Here is a 26,468-nt window from a genome sequence, read left to right as displayed (position 1 = left end):
TATGTCCCTGAAGCCCAAGAGCCCGCATCCTCTGGGGACCTGCCCCGGGTGCGCGGAGCCGCTGGAGTCCGGCGACCGCTTCTGCGGTGCGTGCGGGTACGACCTGTCGGCCGTGCCGGTCCCGGACCGCCCGACGGTCCCGATCGCCCTCCCCGTCGACTGGCCGGCCCCTCCCTCCCGCGACCCGAACTCCCTCACGACGGCCACCCAGCACCCCGGCGACCTCCCCGGCACGGACTCGGGCGGCCACGACCTCCCGACCGTCCCGGTCCGCACGGACGACGTCCCGGCGCCCCCGGCGGGTTCCGCCGCCGCTCCCGGGTCCGACGACCAGGCCACCGAGCCGGCGGGAGCGACGGGCGCGGAAGGGGGCGGCGGGGACGGTGACGGGGACTTCACGCTTCCCGCGCCGGACCCGCGTGCCGCGCTGCAGGCCGGGGCCCCCGCGGGCCAGGGTCCGGCCGGCGACGCGGCCGGGGACGGCCGGAAGGTGTGCGTGGCCTGCCGGGCGGGGCGGGTGGACCGGGACGGCTACTGCGAGCACTGCGGGCACGCGCAGCCACGCGAGCGTGACCACATGGAGGAGGAGCTCCCCTCCGTGGCCGCCGTCAGTGACCGCGGGCTGCGTCACCACCGCAACGAGGACTCGTTCGCCGTGGCGTCGGCCTCGCTGCCCGACGGCTCCCCCGCCGCACTCGCCGTGGTCTGTGACGGCGTGTCCTCCGCGACCCGCCCCGACGAGGCCTCCAGCGCCGCCGCCTCCGCCGCGAGCGCCGTGCTGGTGGCGGCCCTGCCCCGCGGCACGCATCCGCAGCAGGCCATGCACGAGGCGATCGTGGCCGCCGCCGAGGCGGTCAACGCCCTGGCGGAGCCGGCCACCGCCGAGCGCGAGCACCAGAACGCCCCGGCCTGCACCATCGTCGGCTCGATCGTCGCCGGCGGACTGCTCGTCGTCGGCTGGGTCGGCGACAGCCGCGCCTACTGGGTCCCGGACGACCGCACCGCGCCGCCCGCCCGGCTCACCGAGGACGACTCGTGGGCCGCGCAGATGGTCGCCGCCGGCCTGATGAACGAGGCGCAGGCGTACGCGGACGAGCGCGCCCACGCCATCACCGGCTGGCTGGGCGCCGACTCGTACGAACTGGAGCCGCACACCGCCGCGTTCAAGCCGGACCGGCCGGGTGTGGTCGTGGTCTGCACGGACGGCCTGTGGAACTACGCGGAGGGCGCGGAGGACATGGCCCGGGTCATGCCGGCGGACGCGTCCGAACGCCCGCTGCACGGCGCCCAGGTCCTGGTGGGTCACGCCCTCGACGGCGGAGGCCACGACAACATCACGGTCGCGCTGCTGCCGTTCGCCGTTCCGTCACCCGGGGCAGGATCCGCCTAGCCCGCGCCCCGCCGCCACCCGACGGACGGTCCCCGACCCGATCTTCCCTTCCCTCGTGAGCCGAGGAGCCGAATCACCCATGGCCAACTTCTCCAAGCCGACCGGGCCGCAGTTCTCGGTGGACGTGTACCAGAACGAGTTCCTGCCGGAGGGCGGTCGGGACGTCAGCGCGATCGTCACCGTGACCTCCACCGGCGGCGGCACCGCCGGCACGGTCCTGCCGACCGCCGCCGCGGTCGTGCTGATGCTCGACTGCTCCGGGTCGATGGACTACCCCTCGACCAAGATGCGCGGCGCGCGGGAGGCGGCCGCCGCCGCCATCGACACCCTGCGCGACGGCACCTCCTTCGCCGTCGTCGCCGGCACGCACGTGGCGAAGGAGGTCTACCCCGGCGACGGCCGCCTCGCCGTCGCCGACGCGCACACCCGCGCCGAGGCCAAGACCGCGCTGCGCCGGCTGAGCGCGGGCGGCGGCACCGCCATCGGGACCTGGCTGCGCCTGGCCGACCGGCTGCTGGCCTCCGCCGACGCCTCCATCCGGCACGGCATCCTGCTCACCGACGGCCGCAACGAGCACGAGACGCCGCAGGCGCTGCGGTCCGCCCTGGACGCCTGCTCCGGCCGGTTCACCTGCGACGCGCGCGGGGTCGGCACCGACTGGGAGGTCGACGAGGTGCGGGGCATCGCCTCGGCGATGCTCGGCACGGCCGACATCGTCGCCGACCCCTCCGGTCTCGCCGAGGACTTCACGACGATGATGGAGAACGCCATGGGCAAGGAGGTCGCGGACGTCGCGCTGCGCCTGTGGACCCCGGTCGGCGTGGAGATCGCCTTCGTGAAGCAGGTCGCCCCGACGGTCGAGGACCTGACCGGCCGTCGGACCGAGGCGGGCCCGCGCGCCGGGGACTATCCGACCGGCTCGTGGGGCGACGAGTCCCGCGACTACCACGTGTCCGTGCGCGTCCCGCAGGCCGCGGTCGGGCAGGAGATGCTGGCCGCCCGGGTCTCGCTGATCGTCCCCGACCCGGCGGGCGGCACCCCGACGACGCTGTCCCAGGGGCTGGTACGGGCGGTGTGGACGGACGACATGGCGATGTCCACGTCGATCAATCCGCAGGTCGCGCACTACACCGGACAGGCCGAACTGGCCGACGTGATCCAGCAGGGACTGGACGCTCGCAAATCGGGCGATCACGACGGCGCGACGGCGAAACTCGGGCGTGCGGTGCAGCTCGCGGCGGCCTCCGGCAACGCCGATACGGCGAAACTCCTTTCGAAGGTGGTGGACGTGGTCGACGCCGCGACGGGTACTGTGCGGTTGAAGGCGAAGGTCGCGGAAGCGGACGAGATGACTCTCGAGACCCGCTCCACCAAGACCGTTCGCGTGAAGAAGTGAAGTGACGCGTGATGACGTGATGAGAGGGGGAAGCACCGACATGCCGACCTGCCCGAACGGACACCAGTCGGTCTCCGACGACTGGTGCGAGGTCTGCGGCCACCGCATGGCGGCCGGGGCGGGTGCGCCGACGGGTGCCGTGCCGCCGCCTCCCCCGCCGCCGCCGCCCGCGTACGGCTACCCCGGCCCCGGCGGGCCGGGCGCCCCGGTGCCGCCGGGCGCTCCCGCTCCCGGGGGCTACGACCCGAACGCGACCGCCCAGGCCGAGCTGTGCCCGCAGTGCCGTACGCCGCGCGAGCACATGGCGCCGTTCTGCGAGGAGTGCCGCTGGAACTTCCTCACGAACACGGCGACCTCGTACACGCCTCTCGCCCCGCCGCACGCGCAGCCGGGTCCGTCCGCCGCGCCGCAGGGCCCGCCGCAGGGGCCGCCGCCCGGTCTCAACCTGCCGCCGGGCTTCCAGTCGCCGTCGCGTCCGGCTCCGCCGCAGCATCCGGACCCGGCTCAGTACCAGGGCTCGCGGCCCTCGCAGGTGAACCGTCCGGCCGAGCCGCTGGGCGCCGACGCGACCCACCACCAGGCGCCGCCACAGCGCCCGCCGATGGCCCCGCCGCAGCCGCCCCAGGCCCCGCAGGCCCCCCAGGCCTTCCAGCAGGCGCCGCCGCAGCCCGCGCCGCCGCAGCCCCGTGCGGACGACGACTGGATGCTGCCGCCGCCGTCGGCGCCTCAGCCCCAGCACCAGCACCAGCCGCAGGCCCCCGCGCCCGCACCGGGGCCCGGCCCCATGGCGCCGCACCTGCCGCCGCCTCCCGGCCACGGCCCCCAGGGCCACGGCCAGGGCCCGGCTCCCCAGGGACACGGCCAGGGTCACGGCCAGAGCCACGGCCAGGGTCCGGCCCCGCAGGGGCCGCCGCAGCAGTTCACGCAGCAGCCGCCCCGTCCTCAGGCGGGCTGGACCGCGGTGATCGGCCCGGACCGCGACTACTTCATGGCGATGATGCAGCGCAGCGGCCCGGAGGCGACGGGGCTCAACCTGCCCGCCTACTCCCCCGAGCAGCACGTCCCGCTCCAGGGCAGCCAGGTCAGCATCGGCCGCCGCCGCCACTCCACCGGCGAGTCGCCCGACATCGACCTGTCCGTTCCGCCGGAGGACCCGGGCGTCTCGCACCAGCACGCGGTGCTCGTGCAACAGCCGGACGGCTCGTGGGCGGTGGTGGACCAGAACTCCACCAACGGCACCACGATCAACGGCTCGCCCGACCCGATCCAGCCCTATGTGCCGGTCCAGCTCCAGGACGGCGACCGGGTGCACGTCGGCGCCTGGACGACGATCACCGTCCGGCGCGGCTGAACGACCGTACGGACACCGCGGTCACGGCTCCGGCAGTGCCCAGGAGTACGGCCCCTCGGGGTCGTCCAGCCAGGCCCACTGCCGGCCGCCGCTCACCGTCACCCCGAAGCGCTCCCGCTCCGGCCGCCCCTCGTGCTGCCAGAGCGCGAGCGCTTCGCGCGTGTCGAGGCTCTCCCCGGCGAGGCCGGTCAGGAACGCGAACCGCTCGTCCTCGGCCACCCGCCGCGGCACCCCGGCCGTGCGCCGGGGCGGGGCAGGACGGGCGCCGCCGCCGCGCAGGGCGACGAAGTAGGCGGAGGTGGCCAGGAAGCGGCCCTCGGCGTGGCCCGGATCACGGACGTCGAGGACGATCAGGCCGGTGGACAGCGGGGTGAGGATCCGCGCGCCGGGCCGGCACTGGGCGAGCCAGCTGTACGGGACGGAGGTCACCGCGCAGGTCGCCACGATCCGGTCGTACGGGGCGCGCTCGGGGCAGCCGCGGGCGCCGTCCCCGGTGACGACGGCGGGCCGGTGGCCGGCGGCGGCGAGATGGACGCGGGCGGATTCGCTGATCTCCTCGTCCAGGTCGACGGTGGTGACGCGGTCGTCGCCGAGGCGGTGGCAGAGCAGGGCGGCGCCGTATCCGGTGCCGGCGCCGATCTCCAGGACGTCGTGGCCGTCGTGGACGTCGAGGGCCTCCAGCATCCGCGCCATCAGGGAGGGCTGGCTGGCGGAGGAGATCAGCTCGCCGTCCCTGACCCGGGTGGCGAGGGCGGTGTCCCCGTAGGCCCCGCGCAGCCAGCGGGTGCGGCGGGCCGGGTCGGGGTCGCCGGACCAGAGGCGTTCGTAGCCGCCGGATCCCGCGACGTAGTAATACGGTACGAAGAGGTGGCGCGGGACCTCGGCGAAGGCGGCCCGCCAGGCGGGGTCGCGCAGGGCGCCGTACGCCTCGATCTCGCGCACCAGCGCCCGCCGCGCCCGCGCGCCCTCCTCGGCGAACAAGTCGTGCGGTGCGCCCATGGGTCCACTGTGCTGCGGACCGACCGAATCCGGCCACCGCTCCCACCCGGTGGAACCAGGGGAAGGTCCTAGACCTCAGGTCCTCCGTCGGGGCATCTGAGACGATGGAACGGTGAACGAGATTCCGCGCGGCACGCTTCAGGAGCAGACCTTCTACGAGCAGGTGGGTGGCGAGGAGACCTTCCGGCGCCTGGTCCGCCGCTTCTACCAGGGAGTCGCGGAGGACCCGCTGCTGCGGCCGATGTACCCGGAGGAGGACCTCGGGCCGGCCGAGGAGCGGCTGGTGCTCTTCCTCATGCAGTACTGGGGCGGCCCGCGCACCTACAGCGACCACCGCGGCCATCCCCGGCTGCGGATGCGGCACGCTCCGTTCACGGTCGACCGGGCGGCGCACGACGCGTGGCTGCGGCACATGCGGGACGCGGTGGACGAGCTGGGTCTCGCGCCGGAGCACGAGCAGCAGCTGTGGCGCTACCTGACCTACGCGGCCGCCTCCATGGTCAACGCGGCGGACTGACCCCCCGCTCCCGGACGAACACATTCCGGTGACGGGACCCCGAATAACGGTCACGATCCCATCAAGGTCGGTCCGAAAGCGGTTTCCAGACCGCATGCCCTCTGAAAGCATCCATGAACGTTCGATCGTGAACGATCACGGTGTTTTCAGGGGGGACACGGGTGACGGGCTTTGTACTGCTACGAGTCAGGGCCCACCGGCTCCTGCTGGCCGCCGCCCTGCTCTCCGTCCTCCTCACCACCGCGGTCCTCGCCACCCTCGCCGCCTTCTCCGGCTCCATCGGTGACGCCGCCCTCCAGGGCACCCTGCGAGGACGCTCCGCGCCCGCCGCCGCCCTGGTCGTCAACGGCCAGGTCCCGGCCGACCGGCGGGCGAGCGCCGACGCCGCCGCCCGCGAGGGCGCCGAGCGGACCTTCGACGGGCTGCCCGTCACCCTGCGCAGGCTGGAGCGCTCCGGCACGTACGCGCTGCCCGGCTCGCTGCGGCCCGCCGCCGCCCGCGCGGGCGAGCCGGACCTCACCCACTTCGCCGCGCTCGACCGCTCGCGCCTCACCCTGGTCGGCGGCGCCTGGCCGAAGGCGACCGGCCCGCGCGACGCGGTCGAGACCGCGCTGCCCGAGGAGGCCGCCAAGCGGCTGAAGATCACCCCCGGCACCGTCCTCGACCTCACCGACCGGCTCGGTGGCAAGACCGTCACGACCCGTGTCACCGGTGTCTACCGACCGCTCGACGCCGCCGACCTCTACTGGCAGCTCGACCTGCTCGGCGGCCGCGGCGTGAAGACCGTCGTCTTCACCACCTACGGCCCGCTGCTCACCGACCCGGCCGTCCTCGGCTCCGGCCGGCTCACCGCCGGCGACACCGCCTGGCTCGGCACCGCCGACTACACCGGCGTCACCACCGGCCGGATGGACGCCCTGCGCACCGCGGCGACCGAGGGCCCGAAGGCCCTCGCCGCCGACACGGCCCGCTTCGGCGCCACGGTCGACGCCCGCACCTCCCTGCCCACCGTCCTGGAGCAGACCGAGCGGGCCCTGCTCGTCTCCCGCTCCACCCTCTCCATCGTGGCCGTGCAGCTCGTGCTGCTCGCCGCCTACGCCCTGCTGCTCGTCGCCCGGCTGCTCAGCTCCGAACGCTCCGGCGAGACCGAACTGCTGCGGGCCCGCGGCGCATCGCGCCGCCGGATCGCCGGACTCGCCACCGTCGAGGCCCTGCTCCTCGCCCTGCCCGCCGCCGTCGCCGCCCCGCTGCTCGCCGGCCCGCTCACCCGGCTCTTCGCCGACCGGTCCGCGCTCGACGCGCTCGACCGGCTCGACGCCACTCCCCCGCTCACGGTCTGGCTGGTCGCCGCCGCGGTCGCCCTGTGCTGCGCCGCCGCCGTCGTCGCCCCGGCACTCGCCGGCGGCGACGGCAGCGTCGTCTCGCTGCGCCGGGGCCGGGCCGCCGCACTGCCCGCGCCCGTACGGGCCGGTGCCGACATCGGCCTGCTCGTCATCGCCGGCGTCGCCTACTGGCAGCTCGACCGGCAGACCGGCGCCGGCGGCGGAGCGGTCGCCGGCGACCGCTCCGGCGACCTCGGCATCGACCCGCTCCTGGTGGCCGCGCCCGCGCTCGCCCTGCTCGCCGGCACCGTGCTGACCCTGCGTCTGCTGCCGCCCGCCGCGCGCCTGGCCGAGCGGCGCGCGGCCGGCGGCCGGGGGCTGTCCGCGGCGCTGGCCGGCTGGCAGTTCAGCCGCCGCCCGCTGCGCGGCGCGGGCCCGGTGCTGCTGCTCGTCCTCGCCGTCGCCATGGGCATGCTGGCGATCGGTCAGAGCGACTCCTGGGACCGCTCGCAGCGCGACCAGGCCGACTTCCGCACCGGTACGGACGTCCGCCTGCTCGCCTCGGGACCCGGCGACCTCGCCGAGACCGAACAGCTCGCGGCCCTCCCCGGGGTGCGCGCGGCGGCGCCCGTGCACCGCACCACCACCGACGTCGCCGGACGGCAGGCCACCGTCCTCGCCGTCGACACCCGGCACGCCGCCGGCGGCCTGCTCCTCCGCCCCGACCTCGCGGGCGGCGAGCCCGCCGAGCGCCTCGCCGCCGTCACCCCGAAGGCCGGACCGCCGCCGGGCGTCCCCCTGCCCGCCGACACCCGCGCCCTCGCCGTCGACCTGCGCGACACGGCGCCGCCCGGGACGCCCGGCACGCAGGTCACCGCGGTCCTCGAGGACGCCCACGGCATCCCGTACCGCCGTCACCTCGGCAGCCTGCCCGCCGACGGGCGAACCCACCGGCTGACCGTGGCGCTGCCCGAGCCCGACGCCGACGACGCCGACACCCGGCCCGCCGGCGGACTCGGCCTTGCCGGTCTGGAGATCGAGGGCCGGAGCGAGGAGGGCCGCGGCGGCCCCCGGACCCTCACCGTCGAACGGATCGCCCCCGTGCGCGCCGACGGCGCCGGGCGGCCCGTCGACCCGCGGACCGCCCTGCGGCAGTGGCGCACCACGTACACCGCGAAGCTCGCGAACGGCGACACCCCCGAGGACCCGGTCGGCCGACCGCCGACCGCCAACGCCCCCTTCACCGTCAGCTTCGTCGGCGGTTCCACGAAGAAGCGCGCGAGCGACGCCACTTCCCCCGGCACCGACTCGTACGCGCTGACGCTCACCGCCCCCCGCCCCACCGGGCCGCGGCGGATCCCGGCCCTGGCGACCGACGCCTTCGTCAGCGCCGCGAACGCGAAGAAGGGCGACACCGTCGGCGTCACCTTCGGCGGCGTCACCGTCGACGTGGAGATCACCGCGGTCGTACGGGAGCTGCCGACCACCGGGCCCGGCGCCCAGGCCGTCTCGGCGTCGGCACCCGCCACCGCCCCCGAGGACGGCGGCGCGCTCCTCGTCGACCTGTTCACCGCGAACCGGGCCCTCGCCACCGGCTCCGCGCCGCTGCCGCCCACCGAGTGGTGGCTGACCACCGCGCCCGGCCGGGCCGCCGAGGTCGCCACGACGCTGCGCGCGCGCCCGGACACCGACCCCTCCCTGGTCCTCGTACGCAACGAGGCCGCCGCCGAGCTGCTCGGCGACCCGCTCGGCGCGGGCCCCAACTCGGCCCTGATGGCCGTCGCCGCCGCCGCGGCGGCGCTCGCCGCGGTCGGCTTCGCGGTCGGCTCGGCCGGTTCGATGCGCGAGCGGTCCGCGGAGTTCGGGGTGCTGCGGGCGCTCGGCGCGCCACGCCGCCGGCTGGCCCGGCTGATCGCCGCCGAACAGGGCCTGCTCATCGGCATCGGCCTGCTCGTCGGCGTCGCGCTCGGCACCCTCCTCACCCGGGCGGTCGTCCCGCTCATCGTGCTCACCGGCCAGGCGGGCCGCCCCGTGCCCTCCGTCCTGGTCGAACTGCCCGCCGCCCATGTGGCCCTGCTGCTCGCCGGGGTCGCCGCCCTGCCGCTGCTGATCGTCGCCGCGATCGCGCTGCGCCGCACCGACCCGGCCGTGACCCTGCGCACCCAGGGGGACCACTGATGCCGGCCACCCGCACCCCGACGCCGCCGTCCACCCCGGCCCGCGGAAAGGCGGACGCCATGCCCCGCAAACCCGCCCGCACCGTGGCCCCCTGGGTCCGCACCCGGCTGCGGACCGCCCCGGGCACGGCCGTCGCCTACGGCCTGCTCGTGCTGGTGACGGCCTTCCTCGCGGCGGCGCTCCCCCGCGCCGTCGACGCGTACGAGTCCGAAGGGCTGTGGCACGCCGTCGACTCCGCCGAGCCGAGCCGCACCGCGCTCACCCTGACCACCCGGCCGGAGGCCCACTGGGGCCCCGCGCGACAGGCCGCGCAGTTCGGCCCGGAGAAACTGCGCGCCACGCGGGACGGGCTGCTGCCCCTGCTGCCCCCGCCGCTGCGCACCGACCCCGCGAACTCGGTGTACGGGGCGCACACCACGAAGCGGATGCCGGGCCTCGACCGGTGGCTGCCGCGGCCGGACGGTCTGCCGCCCGAGCTCGTCCTGGACGCCCCGTCCGACCTCGCCGCGCACTCCACCCTCACGGCCGGCCGTGCCCCGAAGGCCGGCCGGGACGGCGCCATGGAGGCGGCGGTCACGACGAAGACCGCCCGGGCGCTCGCCCTGAAGGTCGGCTCCGTCGTCCATGTGCCGGGCACGGACGGCCTGCCCAAGGCGGTCACCGTCACCGGCATCGTCGAGCCGCGTGACGTCCAGGGCGGCTACTGGGCGGTCGACCCGCTCCTGCACACACCCCTCTTCACCGCCAAGGGCGTGGGCGACATCAAGTGGTACTGGGTGGCCGCGCTGCTCGTGGCGCCCGAGAGCGCGCCCGAGCTGCTCACCACCCTCGGGGAGCCCGAGCAGTACTGGCGGTTCACGCCCACCGTCCGCCATCTCACCGCCCAGGACACCGACCGCCTCACCGCGGCCCTCGACTCGGCGGACTCCGGGCCCGCCCGGGTGAAGCTGCGCAAGGCGCTCGGCGACAACGCCGGCTTCACCACCGGCCTCGACGAGGTCGTCGGCGACTACGCCCGGATGCGGGACGCCATCGCCTCGGTCGTCGCCGTCGCCGCCTTCGGCATCGGCTCCGTCGCCGCCGTGGTGATCGCCATGACCGGCGGCCTGTTCGCCGCCCGGCGCCACGCCGAACTGGCCCTGCTGCGCTCCCGGGGCGCCTCGCTGACCGGCATCGGCGGCCGGCTGCTCGGCGAGAGCGCCGCGGTCGCCCTCCCCGCCGCCGCGCTCGGGGGGCTCCTCGCCCTGCCGGCGGTCGGCGCCGGCGGCGGTGCCCGCTTCTGGCCCGCCTGCGCGGGCGCCGCGGCCGTCGCGCTGCTCGCCGCCCTGGTCCTGCCGCTGCGCGCGGTCTTCCTGCACCGCCGCCCCCGGCTGCACGGCGAGCGCGAGGACCTGATCGCCGCCCGGCCCTCCACCCGCCGCACCATCGCCGAACTCACCTTCCTCGTCCTCGCCGTGGGCGCGGTCACCGCGCTGCGCCGCCGTGGCACCGCCGACCCCGGCGACCACCTGGTCAGCGCCGCGCCCGTACTCGTCGGCCTGATCGCCGCGTTCGTGCTCGTACGGCTCTATCCGCTGCCGCTGCGCTGGGCCGCCCGGCCGGCCCGCCGACTGCGCGGCGCGGTCGGCCATCTGTCGCTCGCCCGGGCCGGACGCTCCGCCTCCACCGGCGCGCTGCCGCTGCTCGCACTGCTCGTGGCGCTGACCACCGCCGCGTTCGGCGGTTCCGTGCTCACCGGGATCTCCGAGGCCCGTGACCGCGCGGCGCTCCTGGCGACCGGCGCGGACGCCCGGGTGCACCACGACCTGGAGATGACACCGCTGCCCGCCGGGCTCTTCGAGACGGTACGGCGCTTCCCCGGGGTCGGCGAGGTGTCGCCGGTGCAGATCGAGTTCGGCCTGGAGGTCCCTGACCACAAGGGCGCCGTCGACAACGGCATGGGCGCACCGCTCGTCGGCGTCGAGCCCGTCTCGTACGCCCGGCTCGCGGCCCGCACCGGCTTCGGGCCGTTCCCCGCGGACCTGCTGAGGTCGACCGGCACCGGCGGGCCCGCCCACACCGGCGACACCGACCGGGTGCTTCCCGCGATCGCCTCGCCGCGGGTCGCCGAGCGTCTCGGCCGGGCGCCCATCGAGATCACGGCGGCCGCCGGCCGGTTCCATGTGAGGGTGGTCGCCGTGCGCGACGCCACCCCGGCCCTGCCCGACAAGGACTTCCTCCTGGTCAACGCCGCCGACCTCACCAACCGGGCGCCCACCGCGCTGCTGGTGCGCGAGCGCGCCGACGGGTCGCTGGACGGCCGGGCGCTGCGCGCCGCGGTCACGGCGAAGGCCGGGAACCTGCGGGTGGCACTGCAGGCGGAGCAGCGGGCCGGCTACGTCGACTCGCCCATGCAGACCGGCGCCGAACGGATCTACCTCACCGCCCTCGCCGCGGGCGCCGGATACGCCGTCCTCGCGCTGATGCTCTCCCTGCTCCAGTCCGCGCCCGAGCGCACCACGCTCCTCGCGCGGCTGCGCACGATGGGCCTGACCCGCCGGCAGGCGCGGTGGCTGCTCGGCCTGGAGGCGCTGCCGCAGGCGTTCCTCGCGGCGGCGGGCGGCGCGCTGGTGGGCTGGGCCACGATCCTGCTGCTGTCGCCCGGGGTCGACCTGGCCCGACTGGCGCTGGGCGCGGCGCCGGACGAGGCGATGGCGCTGGGGGCGGCACTGCGGGCGGACGTCCGGTCGTTGGGCCTTCCGGCGCTCGGCGTGGTGCTGCTGGCGGCGGGGGCGGCGCTGGTGCAGGCGTGGTGGGCATCCCGTAGGGGCTCGATCAGGGAACTCAGGGCAGGAGACGCACGATGACGACGACCACGGGGACGGCGGGGACTGCGGGCGCCACGGGTACGGCGGGTACGACGCTGGAGGAGCTGGAGCGGCGGGCGGCGGCGCGGCGCGACCGGCCCTCGTACGGCCATGACGCGCTGATCGCCTGCGACCGGCTGGTGCGGATCTTCACCACGGACGGGGTGGAGGTGCAGGCCCTCCAGGGTCTCGACCTGCTGGTGAAGGAGGGCGAGTTGATGGCCCTGGTCGGGGCGTCGGGCTCCGGCAAGTCGACCCTGATGAACATCCTGGCCGGCCTCGACGTGCCGACCGCCGGGGCCGCGAAGGTCGCGGGCTGCGATCTGCTCGCCATGGACGGCAAGGCCCGGCTGCGCTATCGCCGCGAGGTCGTCGGCTTCGTCTGGCAGCAGACCGCCCGCAACCTGCTGCCCTACCTGACGGCGGCACAGAACGCGGCGCTGCCCATGCAGTTGAGCGGCGGCTCGAAGAACAAGGCGAAGAGCAGCGCGAAGAACAAGGCCAAGCGGGCCGAGGAGCTCCTGGCCATGCTGGGCATCTCCGAGATCCACGACCGGCGCCCGCACCAGATGTCCGGCGGCCAGCAGCAGCGAGTGGCGATCGCCGTCGCCCTCGCCAACGACCCGTCCGTGCTGCTCGCCGACGAGCCGACCGGCGAGCTGGACTCGGCGACCGGCGAGCAGGTCTTCGCGGCCTTCCGCCGGGCCAACGAGGAGCTGGGCACGACGATCGTGATCGTCACCCACGACCAGGCCGTCGCCTCCGAGGTCCGCCGTACGGTCGCCATCCGCGACGGCCGCACCTCCTCCGAGGTGCTGCGGCGCACCGAGATCGACGCGGAGGGCCAGGAGTCGCTGGTGGCCCGGGAGTACGCGATGCTCGACCGGGCGGGGCGGCTGCAGCTGCCCGCCGAGTACACCGAGACGCTCGGCATGCGGCACCGGGTGGCCCTCGAGCTGGAGCGGGACCACATCGGGGTGTGGCCGGACGACGCGGATACGGGGTCGGGGGCGGGCGCCGGGAGCTGAGGGGCGAGGCCGCGGCCGGGGTTCGGGGCTCGGGGTTCGGGGAACCGCGCGGGGGCGGCACGCGTCCCCGTGTCCGGGGGTGACGCATGAGGAGAGCTCCGGCGTATCTCGGCGCGGTCCTGGTGCCCTTGGGGGCCGGTCTGCTGCTGCACCTGTGGGCGGGCTGGAGCATGCGCAGCCCCGTACGCGTTCCGACCCTGCTCGCCGCGCTCGCGGGTCTGGCCCTGACCGGTGTCGCCCTGCTCGCGCACAACGCGCTGTTCCGCGAGGGCGGCAGCATCGTCGCGGTGGTGCTGCTGGTGGCGGGCCTGGTCGCGGTGTGGGTGGAGGCCGGGGACTCCCGGGTCCGCGCGGCGGTCGTCGGGTGCGAGATCACCGGCACGGCCAGGGCGACGTACCACCCGACCTTCGGCGAGGGCGCGCCGAGCGAGATGTGGCTGTACCACCATCCGCTCGACTGCCCCGGCGGCTACCCGTCGGAGTTCACCGCCGAGGAGCGGATCGGCGCGGCGGGCAAGAAGGTGCGCGTCGCCTACGACCCGGCCCGTCGGATGGACCCGATCCTGGAGAAGGACAACGTGGCCCACGGCTCGCCGGTCCTGCCGTCGGTCCTGCTCGCGCTGTCGGTGGTGTTCTCGCTCGCGGCGGTCGCGGCGGAGGAGCCCGCCCTCAGGGGTCGAGACGCATGAGCCCGGCCGCGGTGCCGCGGAACCCGCACTCCTCGTAGAAGCCGGTGAGGTGCGGCTCGAAGTCCACGTGCAGCCACTGCGCCCCGCGCTCCCGGGCCGCCTCGGCGGCGGCCCGTACGAGCGCGACACCGAGCCTCCGGCGGCGCTCGTCGGGGTGCACGGTCGTGTCGAGCAGGAAGGCGTGCGCGCCACCGTCGCCGACGACGTTCACATAGCCGACCAGCCGACCGTCCCGACGGGCGGTGACGTGCAGCAGCCGGCGGGCCAGGACGGGCGCGAAGTCGGTGTCCCGGTGACCGGGCCAGGAGGCGCGGAAGAGCTCGTTGAGCTCACTGCCGGTGAGCTCGGCGTCGACGACGAGGCGGAGAACGGCGTCCGGGGCCTGCTCTTGGGGCTGGTCCTGGGCCTGGGCCCGGTCCTGGGCCTGGTTCTGGGCCTGGTCCTGGTTCTGGGCCTGGTCTTGGTCCTGGGCCTCGTCTTGGTCCTGGGCCTGGTCCGTCATCCGGCCCGGCTCGGGCTGACCGTCAGCGACATCGGGGCGCTGCGCAGCGCGACCGAGCCGTACGGGGTGCGCAGGCGCAGCCACGGTCCGGCGGCGAACAGCGCCACCGGCAGCTCGCCCTCGGGGAGGTCCGGCAGGAAGCCGAGGGACTGGGCCGCGTGCACGGCCCGCAGCGGGAGGCCGGTGTCGGCGAGCGTCCGGGACCAGATCTCGCGGCCGATGCGGTCGCGCTCGGTCCGGGTCCGCCGCTCCTCGGGCAGTGCCTCGTCGCGGGACCGGAACTCGGCCACCGCCGCGGCGACCGCGCCCCGCATCTCGGCGGCGGACGGCACCCCGGCGACCTGCTCCCAGCCGCCGCGCGGCGGCAGGACCCCGGCCCACGGCGGGCCGGTGACGGCGTCGGGGACGACGGCCTTGCCCGCCGACTCCTCGATGCCTTCGAGGAACTCACCGGCGGACACCGTCACGTCCAGGGCCACGGCGTCGACGAGCCGCGCCGCGCGGATCGCCAGCACCTCGAACGACGGCGGCCGCCCGAAGACGGCGAGCGCGCCGCCCTCGCCCGCCTGGAGGCGGACGGCGGCGGCACGGTCGTAGTGGAGCAGCCGGCGCAGGAAGGCCGCGAGGCCCGCCGCCTCCCTGGGGTCGGCGAAGTGCAGCGGCGCGAGGGCGGTCATGGGGCGGACGTCATCCCGTCGTCGACGTACTCCTGGAGGAACGCCCGCTCCTCGTCGCTGATCCGGCGCGGGCGCTGCTCCTGGAGGTCGAAGGGCACGACGACCGTCTTGGCCCGTACGTACGTCACGTCCGGGTCCTTGATCTCGTACGCGATCGTCAGCGACGCCGCGCCGATCTTGGTGACCCAGGACTCGATGGTCACCGGCTCGTGCCGGTGGACCAGCGGCCGTACGTAGTCGATCTCGTGGCGGGCCACGACGGACCCTCCGGAGAACGACGGGCTTCCGTTCCCCGGCGCCAGCCGGAACATGAAGTCGATCCGCGCCTCCTCCAGATAGCGGAGGAAGACGACGTTGTTGACGTGCCCGAAGGCGTCCATGTCGGACCAGCGCAGGGGACAGGAGTAGATGTGTCGTGCCATGAAGCGGTCAGCCTCAGCCTCGGGTCAGCTTCTTGTAGGTGGCGCGGTGCGGACGGGTGGCGTCCGGGCCGAGCCGCTCGACCTTGTTCTTCTCGTACGACTCGAAGTTGCCCTCGAACCAGAACCACTTGGATTCGCCCTCGTACGCCAGGATGTGCGTGGCGACCCGGTCGAGGAACCAGCGGTCGTGGGAGACGACCACGGCGCAGCCGGGGAAGTCGAGGAGCGCGTTCTCCAGCGAGGACAGGGTCTCGACGTCGAGGTCGTTGGTCGGCTCGTCGAGGAGCAGCAGGTTGCCGCCCTGCTTGAGGGTGAGCGCCAGGTTCAGGCGGTTGCGCTCACCGCCGGAGAGCACGCCGGCCGGCTTCTGCTGGTCCGGGCCCTTGAAGCCGAACGCGGAGACGTAGGCGCGGGACGGCATCTCGACCTGGCCGACGTTGATGTAGTCCAGCTCGTCGGAGACGACGGCCCACAGCGTCTTCTTCGGGTCGATGTTGGCGCGGGTCTGGTCGACGTACGAGATCTTGACGGTCTCGCCGACCCGGATGTCGCCGGAGTCCGGGGTCTCCAGGCCCTGGATCATCTTGAAGAGCGTGGTCTTGCCGGCGCCGTTCGGGCCGATCACGCCGACGATGCCGTTGCGCGGGAGGGTGAAGGACAGGTCGTCGATGAGGACCTTGTCGCCGAAGGCCTTGGAGAGGTTGTTGATCTCGACGACGACCGAGCCCAGACGCGGGCCCGGCGGGATCTGGATCTCCTCGAAGTCCAGCTTCCGCATCTTGTCGGCCTCGGCGGCCATCTCCTCGTAGCGGGCGAGGCGGGCCTTGGACTTGGCCTGGCGTCCCTTGGCGTTGGAGCGGACCCACTCCAGCTCTTCCTTGAGGCGCTTCTGCCGCTTCTCGTCCTTCTTGCCCTCGACCTTGAGGCGCTCGGACTTGCGCTGGAGGTACGTGGAGTAGTTGCCCTCGTACGGGATGGCGCGGCCGCGGTCGAGCTCGAGGATCCACTCGGCGACGTTGTCGAGGAAGTACCGGTCGTGGGTGATGGCCACGACGGTGCCCTTGTACTGGGCGAGGTGCTGCTCCAGCCAGTTCACCGACTCGGCGTCGAGGTGGTTGGTGGGCTCGTCGAGGAGCAGCAGGTCGGGGGCCTCGAGCAGGAGCTTGCAGAGGGCGACGCGGCGCTTCTCACCACCGGAGAGGTTGGTGACCGGCCAGTCGCCGGGCGGGCAGCCCAGGGCGTCCATGGCCTGCTCCAGCTGGGCGTCGAGGTCCCACGCGTTGGCGTGGTCCAGGTCGTCCTGGAGCTTGCCCATCTCCGCCATGAGCTCGTCCGTGTAGTTCGTGGCCATCTCCTCGGCGATGGCGTTGAACCGGTCGAGCTTGCCCTTGATCTCGGCGACGCCGTCCTCGACGTTCTCCAGGACGGTCTTGGACTCGTCGAGCTTCGGCTCCTGCATGAGGATGCCGACGGAGTAGCCGGGCGTGAGGAACGCGTCACCGTTGGAGGGCTGCTCCAGACCGGCCATGATCTTCAGCACGGTGGACTTACCGGCACCGTTCGGGCCGACCACACCGATCTTCGCACCGGGCAGGAAGCTCAGCGTCACGTCATCGAGGATGACCTTGTCGCCGTGCGCCTTGCGCGTCTTGCGCATGGTGTAGATGTACTCAGCCAAGAGAAACCGTCCGGCAAAGAGTGAGTGGGCAGATAGACCCATCTTGCCTGACCGAGCCCCCTCGGCGGAAACCAGTACCTCCGGGACCGGCTGACCTGGGCCTTGTGCGCGAGTGGCGGTGACGGCCCGATCACGTTCCGTGTCCCGTGGGGCCGCGGTGTGCTGTTCGGGGACATGTGCGGTGTCCCGTGCGGCGGCGGAGTGCCGCGCGGACGAGGCCGCGGGCAGCGGGCGGGCAGCGGGCGGGCAGCGGGACGGCCCCGCCGCGCGGTGCGCGACGGGGCCGTCGGGTGGGGCGCCGCTCAGGGCGCCCCGGGATCCTGCGGGTGCCTTACTGACCGGCCGCCTTCTTCTTGCGGAGGAAGAAGATCGCGCCGCCGCCGAGCGCGACGAGCGCGACGGCGATGCCGGCGATCATCGGGGTGGCGTTGGAGCTACCGGTCTCGGCGAGGTCGCCGCCACCGGTGGTGGAGCCGGTGGTCCCGGCGGAAGCGGTGCCACCGGTGGCCGGGCTCTGCGAGGGGGCCGGGGTCTCGGACGGCTTCGGGCCGGGGGTGGCCGTCTTGCAGTCGAGGACGCCCTCGATGACCTTCTCGAACCCGTTCGGGCCGGTGATCGTGTACTTGTACGCCGCGTCCTCGGCGACCGGGACGGTGACCGTCTGGGACTTGCCGGCGCCGATCGTGTACTTCAGGCCCTTGAGCTCGAAGACCCAGTCCTCGTCGCCCTTGTTGGACACGGTGATGTCCACGCCGCCCTCGGCGCAGTTCTCCTTGAAGTCCACGGCCGGAACGGCGCCCTGCTTGGCCCAGGTGGCCTGGAACTCGGCCTTGGACGTCGACTCGCTGCTGCCGGCGAGGATCAGCGTCTGCTTGCGCTTCTCCGTGACGCTGGCGAAGGCACGGCCGACGTTCACCTTGGTGTTGGCCTGCAGGCTGACCTTGGCGGACCCGTCGGGAGTGCCGGCCGGCACGTCGAGGTAGAGCTCGTCGCCGTCCTTGGCGGAGGTGACGACCTTGCCGTCCTTGTCGACGACCTTGACGCCCTGCGGGGCGTCGGCGGCAAGGGAGACCGAGGCCGCGGCCGCGTTGGTGCTCACCTTGGTCGGGCCGAGGCGGCTGCCCGCCTTGCCGGCCAGGGAGGTCTTGGAGACGCCGAGCGTCGCCGAGGGCTCGGTGAGGTCCTCGGCCTTCTGCGCCTTCTCGACCAGGAACTCGGCCAGCTGCTTGGCCTCGGCGTCGGCCGGAACGGCCTTGATCTTGTCCGAGAAGTGCCAGATCGCCGCCTGGGTGGCCGTGGCGGCCTCCTCCTTCGACAGCGCACCCTTGACGCCGGCCTTGGCGGCCAGCGCGGTCAGGTCGTCCACCTGCGGGTAGGAGTTCAGCAGGATCCAGCGGATCTTGCCGGCGTCGGCGTTGTTGTGGAGGGTCGACTCGTCCCAGCCGACCTCCTTGTACTTCACGCCCGGGTGGGTCGGGGTGAACAGGTCGATGCAGTAGGCCTTGAGCGAACCGCCACCGTTGACGTCGAGGAAGAAGAGACCACCCTTGTAGGTCTCGGTCTCCTCCTCGCCCTTGGCGTTCTTGACGGTGATGGCGATGTCGCCGGCCTCGCTGAGCGGACCCAGCGTCGCCGCGACGCCGCCACCGCTCGTCGAGCCCTCGTCGGCCGCCGCCGGGCCGGCGACGGCTATCGCGCCCGCCGCGACGAGGCCGGAGACCACGGTCGCGGCGGCAAGGCGGGCAACGCCGCGCCTCCGTACAGAAAACATGGATTTCCCCTCCGGGCAGGCTGCTCCGCGACATCGATCGATACGCGTGGGGGGAGCACCCGCCAGCAGACTCACTGACCCACTGGAAGCAAGCGCCTCATGAGTACCCGGGAATCCTAGGGACGGGGAAGCCCCCCGTGTCCCGTCGTACGGTCTGATAACCATTCCGACTCGAAATCGTTATCTGCGGCGGAAGTTGACGATGAAACCGCAGGTCACGGTATCGACAAATCCCCACGACGGATCGTCAGGAGCCGGTTACGGCGGGCGTCGAGACCCCTTCCGCCGCAGGTGGCGGCGTCTGCCAGGGATCTGGCGCCGAGGGATCCGGAACCCGCTGCTCCGGTACGGAGGTCTCCGTACTCTGCCGTACCGCCCGGCGGAACGCCGCCGTCCCTCGCGTCAGATCATGTCCCACCGCCAGGGCGTCCACGTCCACGAAGGTCTTCCAGCGGCCGTCGTGCTCCTCCTCGCGGACCTTCAGCCGGCCGTGCACCACCAGCGGCTCCCCCACCGAGACCGAGGCCGCCAGGTTCACCCCCAACGAGCGCCAGGCGGAGACCGTGTAGAAGCTGGTCGGGCCGTCCGTCCAGACCGCCCGCTCCCGGTCCCAGCGCCGGGCCGTCACCGCGAAGCGGAACCGCGCGACACCGCCCGTCACCGTCTCCCGGAACTCCACGTTCGTCGCCACGTTCCCGACCAGCGTCACCATCGTCTCGTTCATGTCCCCGCTCCTCGCGCTCGGTTGGGTCTCCCCGGATGTCCTTCGCTCGGATCCCATGCTGGACCCGTCCGGGAAAACCCGCCGAAGCCTGTGGACACAGGGACGACTGTGGACAAGTCCACCACTCGAACGAGCCGTTCCGCCGCCGGCGCCACTTCCGCCCCGCCGCCGCTCTCACCTCACCCGCGCGGCACCCGCCCTCGCCGGCCCGAGCCGCGTCCCGCCGAACCGCCCCGCCCCCATGCGCCCGCCCGCGAATCCGCCCGCGCCCCCGCCCGCGATCCGGCTCACCACCCGCGTCGCGCCCGAGGCCGTCACGTACTGCTCGCGCACCTCTCGGTAGCGCATCAGCTCCGCCGCGATCGGATCGAGCACCCGGGCCCTGCCGCAGGCCGCGGCCGCCTCGCGCAGCCTGCGCTCGGCCTCCTGCCCGTACCGCCGCGCCGGCCCTCGTACGGCCGCCGCGCACGCCCACTCCACCAGCGGCCCGCCGACGATCCCGGTCACCATGATCAGGACCGGCGGCCAGAGCAACGGCTCCACGACGCCCACGATCTGACCCACCAGCCACAGCGCGCCGAAGATCTGCAGGAAGGTCATCACCACCTGCGCGAGGACCGCGGCCGGCCACCACGCCGGGCGGGGCGGCCGGGCGGCCGGATCGCCCATGGTCACCGTCAGCTCGTCCAGGGCCTCCGGGAGCCCCTCGGCCCCCCGCAGCGCCGCCTCCCGCACCGCCTGCCCCCACGGCACCGGCAGCCCGCGCGAGGCCTCGTCGGCGACGATCCGTACGGCTTGCTCGACCTGTTGACGAGCGGTCAGCTCGTCCTCGACCGGGGCGTTCAGGCGCGGATCGGTGCTGCCGTGCGCGCGGATCCGCTCGTACCAGCGGTAGAGCCGCAGCCACGGCGTCCCGCAGGCACGGATGGCGCCCCGCCGCCAGACCCGCTCGGCGGCCTCGCCCGCGGCCCGGGCGCCGACCGCGACCGCGAGCCGGTCGGCGAAGTCCTCACGGGCCCGCTCGCCGAGCCCGGGCCGGCCGTCCGCCACGTACACCGGCCGCAGCCGGGCCGCGGCGGCGTCGACATCGGCGGCCAGCCGCCGTTCGGGCGCGGTGCGCTCCTGGACGAACCGGCCGAGAAGTTCGCGCAGTTCCGGCACGCCCTCGCCGGTGACCGCGGAGACGGACAGGACGGTCGCGCCGGGCTCGCCGTGCTCGCCGAGCGCCATGCCGTCCTCGTCGAGGAGGCGGCGCAGGTCGTCGAGGACGAGGTCTGCGGCCTCGGTGCCGAGCCGGTCGATCTGGTTGAGCACGACGAAGGTGACCTCCGCGTGTCCGGCGAGCGGCCGCAGGTAGCGCTCGTGCAGGGCCGCGTCCGCGTACTTCTCGGGATCCACCACCCAGATCACGGCGTCGACGAGCCCGAGCAGACGGTCCACCTGGTCGCGGTGGGCGGTGACCGCCGAGTCGTGGTCGGGCAGGTCCACGAGGACGAGCCCCTGGAGGTCGGCGTCGGCCGCGCCGCCCGCGAGCGGTCTGCGGCGCAGCCGCCCGGGGATGCCGAGCCGGTCGAGGAGGCCCGCGGCGCCCTCGGACCAGGTGAGGGCGACCGGGGCGGCGGTGGTGGGGCGGCGCAGTCCGGTCTCGGAGACGGGCACGCCGGCGAGGGCGTTGAAGAGGCTCGACTTGCCGCTGCCGGTGGCGCCCGCGATGGCGACGACGGTGTGCCGGGCGGAGAGCCGCTGCCGGGCCGCGGCCTCGTCCAGGACCCGCCCGGCCTCGGCGAGGGCCTCGCTCTCGACGCGGGTACGGGACAGGCCGACGAGCTCGTGAAGGGCGTCGAGCCGGGCGCGCAGCGCTCCGCCGTAGGCCCCGCGGAGGGGCGGGAGGCCACCGTCCTCGTCCTCCTCGGCGGCGCCCGGGCCTGGGGCCGTGCCTGGGCCTGCGCCTGGGCTTCGCTGGTCGTGAGCGGCGGCGCGTCCGGCCGCCCGCCGCGCGATCAGGCCGTCGTCCCAGCGGCCGGGGCTGCGGTCGCCGGCGGGGGAGTGCGAGGGGGCGCTCGGGTCGGTGCTCACGGGACTTGTCGTATCCGCCGATCGGCTCGGCTCCGCCGGACGGGCCGGCTCCGGTGACTTCGCCGGACCGCCCGGACCTTCCGTACCCGCCGGACCGCCCGGACCGGCCGGGACCGCCGCGCCCTCCGTACCCACCGAACTCACCGAACTCACCGAACTCACCGAACTCACCAGTGCCTCTGAGCCCACTCGGCCCATTGACCCCCCTGAGCCCACTGCTCCCTCCGATCCCTCAGCTCCCCCAGCGTCCAGTGCGTCTGCGTCCACTGCGTCACTTCTCCTTCTGCAGTAGGGAGAGCGCGGCGATCAGCTCGGCCTGCGGCTCGGGGGTCACGTCGAGGGCGTCGAGGGGCGCGAGACGCCGGTAGCGTTCGGTGTGCAGGGCGCGGTCGAGGCAGGTCGCGAGGAGCTCGCCGCCCTTGTCCCGCAGGCGCAGGGCGCCCTGGGCGCCGAGGAGTTCGGCGAGCCGGTCGCCCGCGGTCCGGGTGCGGCGACCGCCGAGGAGGACGGCGGCGAGGAGGGCGGTGAGCGTCTCGGTGTCGGGGGTCGCGGTGGCGGCGGCCCGCTTGGAACCGCGCCCTGAGCCTCGTCCCGAGCCGCGTGCGGCGGCCGGGCGCTCCATCTCCCGCACCTCCTCCTCGACCATCTCCTCCAGGACGCGCCGCCAGCGCCGTACGGTCATGGCGATCCGCTCCCCGGCGTCCCTGCCCTCGTCGGGCGTCGCCGCTCCCCTGCCGGCGCCGGTGCCCGGGGCGAGGGCGCCCGCGGCCGGCTCGCGGCGCCAGGCGTCCCGTACCCGCTCGTCGGCGGCGGCGACGGCGCACTGCACCAGCGCGGCCAGGGACTCGACGAGGGCGTCGAGGAGTTCGTCCGCGGAACTGTCGCGGGGGTAGCCGCGCCAGCGGGTCCTGGCGTCCCCGGCGAGGACGGCGCCGCGGCGCACCTGCTCGCCGACCCGCCGCCCCTGCTCCTCGTACGCGGCCTCGACGGCCCCGCCGAGCCGTACGGCCGCGGCGTACTGGGCGGCGACCGCCCCGGCGAGCTCGGGCATCCGGGTGTCGAGCGAGTCGAGCACCCCGGAGGCGGTCCGGCCGGCGGCCTGCTGGCGGGCGGCCGGGTCCTGGGCGCAGTGGGCGAGCCAGGCGCGCAGCGGGGCGACGGCGTTGTCGGGCAGCAGCCCGCTGCCGCCGCCGGTGGATTCCGGCAGCTCGGGGATGGTGAACCGGGGTACGTCGCCGAAGCCCGCCTTGTCGAGCAGCGCCTCGTACTGCCGGGAGACCTCGCCGATGACCTGGTGGGGCACCCGGTCGAGGACGGTGACGAGGGTGACGTCGTACTCCTTGGCGGTACGGAGGAGGTGCCAGGGGACCGCGTCGGCGTACCGGGACGCGGTGGTGACCATGACCCAGATGTCGGCGGCGCAGATCAACTCGGCGGCGAGGAGCCGGTTCTCGACGACGAGCGAGTCGATGTCGGGCGCGTCGAGGAGGGCGAGCCCGCGGGGCAGGGTGGCGGCCGTCTCGACCCGCAGGGCGTTGTCCTCCGGGGGCTCCTCGGCGGGATGGTCGTCGTCCTGCTGGGGCAGCCAGACGCGGGTCAGCTGGGGCAGGACGCGCATCCCGGCGAACCAGTGGTGGTCCTCCGGGTGGCACACCAGGACCGGCGTACGGGTGGTGGGTCTGAGCACCCCGGCCTCGCTGACGCGCCGCCCGACGAGCGAGTTGACCAGCGTGGACTTCCCGGCACCGGTGGACCCGCCGACGACCGCGAGCAGCGGCGCGTCGGGATCCTTCAGCCGGGGCACCAAGTAGTCGTCGAGCTGGGCGAGCAACTCGGCCCGGGTCTGCCGGGCTCGGGGGGCGCCTGGGAGGGGGAGGGGAAGACGCACGGCGGCGACACAGTCGCGCAGGGCGGAAAGTGCGTCGATCAGCTGAGGCCGTTCGTCCAAGGTCACCACATGCGAAGAATGCCCAATTTTGGAGCCTTTTTGAAGCGTATTGACACTCTGCGCGCCGACCGAACGGATGTAGCCGGGGACCTCAGGCATAACGAGTGCACAACACCCGGCCCGAGTGGCGCGAAAAGCGCTGCACGAATCGCACCTGCCTGCGATTATCGGACCGCTTCACCGAACCTCCACATCGTGCCACGCAGGTGAAGCAACCGGGCCAAGGCGATGGGAGCCCTATCCTTGACCCGTCCACCACCGGCCCCCGTAGCTCAGCGGATAGAGCAGGTGCCTTCTAAGCACTTGGCCGCAGGTTCGAGTCCTGCCGGGGGCGCAACACCAGGACCCTCCTTCGGGAGGGTCCTTTTTGCTGGTCAGAGGCGGCTCTCGTGATCGCCGCAGGGCGCCGGACGCGCTCCCGGCAGCCACGGGAGGTGGCCGGCGGTGTCCGGCTGCCACCGGGTTCCTGCTGGTGGCAGCGGAGAATACGCGGTGAAGTTCTCAGACAGCCTCGGGCCCGGCCGGATGCGGTAGCGCACCCGCCTCCTCGATGCGCTTCTTCAGGTCATCGAGCCGGCCCTTGACGCAGCGCGCGTACGTCGCCGGCACCACCGGCACGCCGTTCTCTGCCCGCTCCGCCACGGTCGCGGGCGGCACGCCGGCGTTCAGCCAGTTGGTCAGACGCGTGTGGCGGAGGTCGTACACCCGACGGGCGAGGGGGACGCGAATTCGCGCGAACCGAGCACTTCCTTTCGCGCCCTGCGCCACGCTCGCCGAATGACGGACCCGGCGAGCATCCCGCCCCTTTCTCCCTGAATCAGGCGATCACCCGGTCTGAGCCCTTCCTTCTCGATATGGACCCGGTCGCAACGACTTCCTCCGGTCGGGCACCCGCGTCGTACATGGTTGCGAAGAATGTGTGCAGCCGCCGCCCACCCCGTGGCCGGGTGGTCAACCTGGGCCGGGCAGGGCTACGGCTTCGGGGGGAGGCGTTCGACCGCGACGAGGGCGGCGTCGTCGCCGAGGTGGCCGCCGGCGTAGGACTGGAGGTCGGCGCGGAGGTGGTCGAGCAGGGTGGGTGGGTCGTCGCCGGTCCAGGCCGAGAGGCGGTCGGTCAGGGGGTAGAAGGCGCGCGAGCGGTCGCGGGCCTCGACGACTCCGTCCGTGTAGAGCAGGAGCACGTCGCCGACGTCGAAGGGGAAGGTCTCGACCGTCACGTCGGGCGAGAGGATGTCCGACAGGCCCAGCGGAGGGCTCGTGTCGACCGTGTCGAGGGAGATCACGCGCCCCTGCCGCAGGAGCAGCGGCGGTGGATGGCCGCGGTTCACGAGCCGTACCACCGGCTCGTGGTCCGGGATGTCGAGCACCAGCGCGGTGACGAAGGCCTCGGTCGGGTCGTCGGCCGCCGTACCGGCGTGGCGGCCCGCCCCCGCGTCGCCTTCGGGCTCCTCCGCCGAGCCGACTCCCTCCTCCAGGTGCCCGATCAGTTCCGGCAGCGCGTGCTCGCGGCGGGCCGTGACGCGGAAGGCGCCCAGGACCAGCGACGCCTCGCTGATCGCGTCGAGGCCCTTGCCCCTGGCGTCCCCGATCAGCAGCCGGGTCCCGGTCGCCGTACGGGCCGCCGCGTACAGGTCGCCGCCCATCTGCGCCTCCTCCTCGGCCGCCAGGTAGACCGAGGCGATGTGCAGCGGGCCCGCCCGGTGCGGCAGCGGGCGCAGGACGACGCTCTGGGCGGCCTCGGCGATGGAGCGCAGCCGCGTCACGCGGCTCTCGTCCACCTCCCGCAGATGGGCGAAGAAGGTGACGATCGTCGAGATCAGGATGAGCGCGATGATCTGGTACGTGTGGTTGAGGTCGGTGAGGCTCGTCCGGACGACCGCCACCACCGACTGGGCGAGGACCGCGACCGCGCCCACGAAGGCCGTCATGCGCGGCCCCGCGAACGACGCCGTCACCGCCGGCGCGGCGATCAGGAACGGCCCCAGGTGGACCTCGGGCGGGGACAGGATGTCCACCACGGTGACCGTCGCGATCAGCGTGAAGGGCGCGGCGAGCAGCATACGTCCGCCGCGCCGGGAAAGGCGGAGGACGAGGGCTCGCCGGCGGGCATCCATGAAAAAGGCATACCTCAGGTGATGGCACCTGTCCTGTTGCGGGCGCGCTTCCTGTCGCGGGCTCCTGTCCTGTTGCGGGTGCGCTTCCTGTCGCGGGCTCCTGTCCTGTTGCGGGCGCGCTTCCTGTCGCGGGCCGCGAGATCGCTGTCAGGAGGACGCGTCTGTCACTCCGCCGTCGTCGTGAGGAGGATCTGCGCCGCCGAGGTCATGTTGTCCGCACGCACCGCGCGGGCCATCGCCTCACGCGCCAGGTCGGCCGGCGTGTTCGGCGGGACGACGAGGAGCGCGAAGTGGTCCTGGTCGCCCCGGGTGATCAGGACGGTGTCGTCGCCGACGGGGTAGGAGTCGAGCCGTACGACCCGGTCGGCGACGACCAGGCGGGTGGGCAGCTCCTCCCAGGCGGCGGTGTCCAGGCCGATCCTGGTGACGGGACCGATGTGGGCGGTGAGGGCCTCGATCAGCGCGGGAAGCTCGTCGGCGACGTGCCGGGAGCGGGGCCACCAGGCCCCGTCGAGGACGCCTTCGCGGGACTGTGTCGTACGGAGGCGGAGGACGGCCGTCCCGGGGCGGACCGCACCGTGGATCTCGTCGGGCAGGAGCCGGGAAGGGGTGGGGTCGGCGGATGCGGCCATGATCGGTTCGCCCTGTCTGTGCGGTGCGACGGCACCCGTGCGCAGCGTTCATGACGCCGGAGCGGTCGGTTCGGCGCTCTGCCACCGTGTGTCCCACGGTACTCCCCCAGCCCCCGGGAACCCTCCCTGATCAGGGCGGACTCGCCGCACCCCGACCGCGCACCCGAACCGGCGGGCCCGAACCGGCGCCCCCATCTCTGGGTAGACA

20 protein-coding genes and 1 tRNA gene are annotated in these 26,468 nt (G+C 74.2%); 9 read left to right on the top strand and 12 right to left on the bottom strand.

The features are described 5' to 3' along the window. Position 1: 1 nt before the first annotated feature. The 3 genes from ACFY7C_RS10405 (at position 2) to ACFY7C_RS10395 (ending at position 4,137) form a co-directional block, all read left to right on the top strand. Complete coding sequence (locus ACFY7C_RS10405; protein WP_389649440.1) at positions 2–1,390, top strand: PP2C family serine/threonine-protein phosphatase; 1,389 nt, start codon at positions 2–4, stop codon at positions 1,388–1,390. A 79-nt stretch (positions 1,391–1,469) separates the two neighbouring features. After that, on the top strand, positions 1,470–2,786 hold the full coding sequence (locus tag ACFY7C_RS10400; protein WP_389646869.1) for a VWA domain-containing protein: 1,317 nt from the start codon (positions 1,470–1,472) through the stop codon (positions 2,784–2,786). A gap of 40 nt (positions 2,787–2,826) precedes the next feature. Beyond that, entirely contained in the window at positions 2,827–4,137 is a 1,311-nt protein-coding gene (locus ACFY7C_RS10395; RefSeq protein WP_389646866.1) for an FHA domain-containing protein, read from the top strand. A gap of 21 nt (positions 4,138–4,158) precedes the next feature. Here the strand turns inward: ACFY7C_RS10395 and ACFY7C_RS10390 are convergent, their stop codons facing one another. Then, the gene (locus ACFY7C_RS10390) at positions 4,159–5,136 is read right to left on the bottom strand and encodes a methyltransferase domain-containing protein (protein ID WP_389646863.1); all 978 of its coding nucleotides are present in this window, start codon (positions 5,134–5,136) and stop codon (positions 4,159–4,161) included. 112 nt (positions 5,137–5,248) lie between these two features. Between ACFY7C_RS10390 and ACFY7C_RS10385 the strand changes: the two genes are divergently transcribed. From ACFY7C_RS10385 to ACFY7C_RS10365, 5 genes are all read left to right on the top strand, one after another. Next, on the top strand, positions 5,249–5,653 hold the full coding sequence (locus ACFY7C_RS10385) for a globin (protein ID WP_389646860.1): 405 nt from the start codon (positions 5,249–5,251) through the stop codon (positions 5,651–5,653). A 161-nt stretch (positions 5,654–5,814) separates the two neighbouring features. Continuing rightward, positions 5,815–9,153: an FtsX-like permease family protein gene (locus tag ACFY7C_RS10380; RefSeq protein WP_389646857.1), complete on the top strand. Its 3,339-nt coding sequence runs from the start codon at positions 5,815–5,817 to the stop codon at positions 9,151–9,153. 59 nt (positions 9,154–9,212) lie between these two features. Further along, positions 9,213–11,999 (top strand): FtsX-like permease family protein, encoded by a 2,787-nt coding sequence (locus ACFY7C_RS10375; protein WP_389649437.1) that lies wholly within the window; start codon positions 9,213–9,215, stop codon positions 11,997–11,999. After that, a complete protein-coding gene (locus ACFY7C_RS10370) occupies positions 11,996–13,027 on the top strand; it encodes an ABC transporter ATP-binding protein (RefSeq protein WP_389646854.1) in 1,032 nt (343 codons plus the stop codon). Before ACFY7C_RS10375 ends, ACFY7C_RS10370 begins: the two co-directional genes overlap by 4 nt. An 86-nt stretch (positions 13,028–13,113) precedes the next feature. Then, positions 13,114–13,716 (top strand): hypothetical protein, encoded by a 603-nt coding sequence (locus ACFY7C_RS10365; protein WP_389646851.1) that lies wholly within the window; start codon positions 13,114–13,116, stop codon positions 13,714–13,716. Here the strand turns inward: ACFY7C_RS10365 and ACFY7C_RS10360 are convergent. The 8 genes from ACFY7C_RS10360 to ACFY7C_RS10325 form a co-directional block, all read right to left on the bottom strand. After that, positions 13,697–14,218: a GNAT family N-acetyltransferase gene (locus tag ACFY7C_RS10360; protein ID WP_389646848.1), complete on the bottom strand. Its 522-nt coding sequence runs from the start codon at positions 14,216–14,218 to the stop codon at positions 13,697–13,699. The two genes, ACFY7C_RS10365 and ACFY7C_RS10360, sit on opposite strands and share 20 nt — an antisense overlap. Continuing rightward, on the bottom strand, positions 14,215–14,895 hold the full coding sequence (locus ACFY7C_RS10355; RefSeq protein WP_389646845.1) for a hypothetical protein: 681 nt from the start codon (positions 14,893–14,895) through the stop codon (positions 14,215–14,217). Before ACFY7C_RS10355 ends, ACFY7C_RS10360 begins: the two co-directional genes overlap by 4 nt. Beyond that, the gene (locus tag ACFY7C_RS10350; protein ID WP_389646842.1) at positions 14,892–15,317 is read right to left on the bottom strand and encodes an acyl-CoA thioesterase; all 426 of its coding nucleotides are present in this window, start codon (positions 15,315–15,317) and stop codon (positions 14,892–14,894) included. Before ACFY7C_RS10350 ends, ACFY7C_RS10355 begins: the two co-directional genes overlap by 4 nt. A 13-nt stretch (positions 15,318–15,330) precedes the next feature. Further along, positions 15,331–16,995, bottom strand: coding sequence for an energy-dependent translational throttle protein EttA (gene ettA, locus ACFY7C_RS10345; protein ID WP_389646839.1), 1,665 nt, complete (start codon positions 16,993–16,995; stop codon positions 15,331–15,333). A gap of 331 nt (positions 16,996–17,326) precedes the next feature. Continuing rightward, positions 17,327–18,766 carry a Cys-Gln thioester bond-forming surface protein gene (locus ACFY7C_RS10340; protein WP_389646837.1) on the bottom strand — a complete coding sequence of 480 codons (1,440 nt, stop codon included), beginning with the start codon at positions 18,764–18,766 and terminating at the stop codon, positions 17,327–17,329. A gap of 247 nt (positions 18,767–19,013) precedes the next feature. Continuing rightward, entirely contained in the window at positions 19,014–19,490 is a 477-nt protein-coding gene (locus ACFY7C_RS10335; protein WP_389646835.1) for a single-stranded DNA-binding protein, read from the bottom strand. Positions 19,491–19,664: 174 nt separating this feature from the next. Then, the gene (locus tag ACFY7C_RS10330; protein WP_389646833.1) at positions 19,665–21,764 is read right to left on the bottom strand and encodes a GTPase; all 2,100 of its coding nucleotides are present in this window, start codon (positions 21,762–21,764) and stop codon (positions 19,665–19,667) included. Between the two features lie 73 nt (positions 21,765–21,837). Next, positions 21,838–23,514, bottom strand: a complete 1,677-nt coding sequence (locus ACFY7C_RS10325) for a dynamin family protein (RefSeq protein WP_389646830.1) — start codon at positions 23,512–23,514, stop codon at positions 21,838–21,840. 261 nt (positions 23,515–23,775) lie between these two features. Between ACFY7C_RS10325 and ACFY7C_RS10320 the strand changes: the two genes are divergently transcribed. Continuing rightward, a tRNA-Arg gene (locus ACFY7C_RS10320) sits at positions 23,776–23,848 on the top strand. A gap of 167 nt (positions 23,849–24,015) precedes the next feature. On the opposite strand, the gene ACFY7C_RS10315 is transcribed toward ACFY7C_RS10320, so the two are convergent. The 3 genes from ACFY7C_RS10315 to ACFY7C_RS10305 form a co-directional block, all read right to left on the bottom strand. Then, the gene (locus tag ACFY7C_RS10315; protein WP_389646827.1) at positions 24,016–24,219 is read right to left on the bottom strand and encodes a hypothetical protein; all 204 of its coding nucleotides are present in this window, start codon (positions 24,217–24,219) and stop codon (positions 24,016–24,018) included. Positions 24,220–24,485: 266 nt separating this feature from the next. Then, positions 24,486–25,574 carry a PP2C family protein-serine/threonine phosphatase gene (locus ACFY7C_RS10310; RefSeq protein WP_389646824.1) on the bottom strand — a complete coding sequence of 363 codons (1,089 nt, stop codon included), beginning with the start codon at positions 25,572–25,574 and terminating at the stop codon, positions 24,486–24,488. Between the two features lie 218 nt (positions 25,575–25,792). Then, on the bottom strand, positions 25,793–26,260 hold the full coding sequence (locus tag ACFY7C_RS10305; RefSeq protein ID WP_389646821.1) for a DUF5994 family protein: 468 nt from the start codon (positions 26,258–26,260) through the stop codon (positions 25,793–25,795). Positions 26,261–26,468 lie beyond the last annotated feature (208 nt).

It is taken from the genome of Streptomyces sp. NPDC012769 (assembly GCF_042901205.1).
In the GTDB taxonomy this organism is placed as follows: domain Bacteria; phylum Actinomycetota; class Actinomycetes; order Streptomycetales; family Streptomycetaceae; genus Streptomyces.
Note: the sequence above shows the minus strand (reverse complement) of the source record. Positions and strands in the feature narration are given on the sequence as shown.

Bases quoted from the DNA above. Each gene is read 5' to 3' on its own strand.
- ACFY7C_RS10375 (WP_389649437.1), top strand. From the start codon at position 9,213: ATGCCCCGCAAACCCGCCCGCACCGTGGCCCCCTGGGTCCGCACCCGG.
- ACFY7C_RS10340 (WP_389646837.1), bottom strand. From the start codon at position 18,766: ATGTTTTCTGTACGGAGGCGCGGCGTTGCCCGCCTTGCCGCCGCGACC.
- ACFY7C_RS10390 (WP_389646863.1), bottom strand. From the start codon at position 5,136: ATGGGCGCACCGCACGACTTGTTCGCCGAGGAGGGCGCGCGGGCGCGG.
- ACFY7C_RS10370 (WP_389646854.1), top strand. From the start codon at position 11,996: ATGACGACGACCACGGGGACGGCGGGGACTGCGGGCGCCACGGGTACG.
- ACFY7C_RS10365 (WP_389646851.1), top strand. From the start codon at position 13,114: ATGAGGAGAGCTCCGGCGTATCTCGGCGCGGTCCTGGTGCCCTTGGGG.
- ACFY7C_RS10310 (WP_389646824.1), bottom strand. From the start codon at position 25,574: ATGCTGCTCGCCGCGCCCTTCACGCTGATCGCGACGGTCACCGTGGTG.
- ACFY7C_RS10350 (WP_389646842.1), bottom strand. From the start codon at position 15,317: ATGGCACGACACATCTACTCCTGTCCCCTGCGCTGGTCCGACATGGAC.
- ACFY7C_RS10305 (WP_389646821.1), bottom strand. From the start codon at position 26,260: ATGGCCGCATCCGCCGACCCCACCCCTTCCCGGCTCCTGCCCGACGAG.
- ACFY7C_RS10395 (WP_389646866.1), top strand. From the start codon at position 2,827: ATGCCGACCTGCCCGAACGGACACCAGTCGGTCTCCGACGACTGGTGC.
- ACFY7C_RS10360 (WP_389646848.1), bottom strand. From the start codon at position 14,218: ATGACGGACCAGGCCCAGGACCAAGACGAGGCCCAGGACCAAGACCAG.
- ACFY7C_RS10355 (WP_389646845.1), bottom strand. From the start codon at position 14,895: ATGACCGCCCTCGCGCCGCTGCACTTCGCCGACCCCAGGGAGGCGGCG.
- ACFY7C_RS10405 (WP_389649440.1), top strand. From the start codon at position 2: ATGTCCCTGAAGCCCAAGAGCCCGCATCCTCTGGGGACCTGCCCCGGG.
- ACFY7C_RS10330 (WP_389646833.1), bottom strand. From the start codon at position 21,764: ATGGGCCGAGTGGGCTCAGAGGCACTGGTGAGTTCGGTGAGTTCGGTG.
- ACFY7C_RS10400 (WP_389646869.1), top strand. From the start codon at position 1,470: ATGGCCAACTTCTCCAAGCCGACCGGGCCGCAGTTCTCGGTGGACGTG.
- ACFY7C_RS10335 (WP_389646835.1), bottom strand. From the start codon at position 19,490: ATGAACGAGACGATGGTGACGCTGGTCGGGAACGTGGCGACGAACGTG.